Origin of the sequence: Sphingobium wenxiniae (assembly GCF_007830065.1) — a bacterium.
Lineage (GTDB): Bacteria > Pseudomonadota > Alphaproteobacteria > Sphingomonadales > Sphingomonadaceae > Sphingobium > Sphingobium wenxiniae.
In genome coordinates this window covers 1-1341 of sequence record NZ_VLKK01000076.1, presented here as the reverse complement: position 1 = coordinate 1341, position 1341 = coordinate 1, and the positions used below count along the sequence as shown (strand labels likewise).

Here is a 1341-nt window from a genome sequence, read left to right as displayed (position 1 = left end):
TGTTGATTTCCACTGAGAGTTGACCCGGGAGGGGCATAAGTTTCCACTGAGAAGTGACCCATGTTTTGACTTCCCTCTGGCTGATTGGTCGGAGGATTCAGGAGTGATCGACATGGCGTTATTGAGTGTAATCCGGCGCTGGCATTTCCGGCAGCAGGTTCCGATCCGGGAGATCGAGCGGCGCACTGGTTTGTCGCGCAACACGATCCGCAAGTACCTGCGGGCGGACACGGTAGAGCCGCAGTTCAAGGTTCCCGAGCGGCCGAGCAAGCTGGACCCGTATGCGGAGAAGCTGTCAGGCTGGCTGCGGATCGAGGCTGGCAAGTCGCGCAAGCAGCGGCGCACGGCGAAGCAGATGCACGCCGATCTCGTGGTCCTGGGCTATAACGGCTCATACGGGCGCGTTGCGGCCTTCGTGCGGACCTGGAAGGCCGATCGTCAGCGCGAGCAGCAGACCAGTGGTCGCGGCACGTTCGTGCCGCTGGTCTTTGCGCCGGGCGAGGCGTTCCAGTTCGACTGGAGCGAGGACTGGGCCTTGCTGGGCGGCAAGCAGACCAAGCTGCAGGTGGCGCACACCAAGCTGTCACACAGCCGCGCCTTCACCGTCCGAGCTTATCTGCTCCAGACTCACGAGATGCTGTTCGACGCTCTGACCCAGGCCTTCCGGGTGCTGGGCGGCGTGCCGCAGCGCGGGATTTTCGACAACATGAAGACCGCGGTTGATCGGATCGGCACGGGCAAGGCTCGGCAGGTCAACGCGCGCTTTGCCGCGATGGCCAGTCATTACCTGTTCGAGCCCGAGTTCTGTAACCCGGCTTCCGGTTGGGAGAAGGGACAGGTCGAGAAGAACGTGCAGGATGCACGGCGCCGGCTGTGGCAACCCATGCCCAGCTTCCCCGACATCGATGCGCTCAACGTCTGGCTCGAGGAGCAGTGCATCGCGCAATGGGGTCAGATCCAGCATGGCGTCCTGCCCGGCACCATCGCCGATGTGCATGCCGAAGAGGTCGCCAGTCTGATGCCGCTGGGCCGGCCCTTCGATGGCTTCGTCGAGCACACCAAGCGGGTATCGCCGACCTGCCTGGTCTCCTTCGAGCGCAATCGCTACAGCGTGCCAGCCTCTTTCGCCAACCGGCCGGTGAGCCTGCGGGTCTACCCTGACCGGCTCGTCATCGCCGCCGAGGGCCAGGTCCTGTGCGAGCATGGCCGGATCATCGAGCGGTCCCATGACCAGCCAGGGCGGACCATCTATGACTGGCGGCATTACCTGGCGGTGATCCAGCGCAAGCCTGGCGCCCTGCGCAACGGCGCGCCCTTTGCCGAGATGCCCGAGGCCTTCCG

1 protein-coding gene is annotated in these 1341 nt (G+C 64.3%); it reads left to right on the top strand.

Features of this window, described 5'->3' with window-relative positions; genetic code table 11:
- Positions 1 to 112: 112 nt before the first annotated feature.
- A partial coding sequence (istA, locus tag IQ35_RS20925) for an IS21 family transposase (RefSeq protein ID WP_145076242.1) occupies positions 113 to 1341 on the top strand: 1229 nt, incomplete at its 3' end.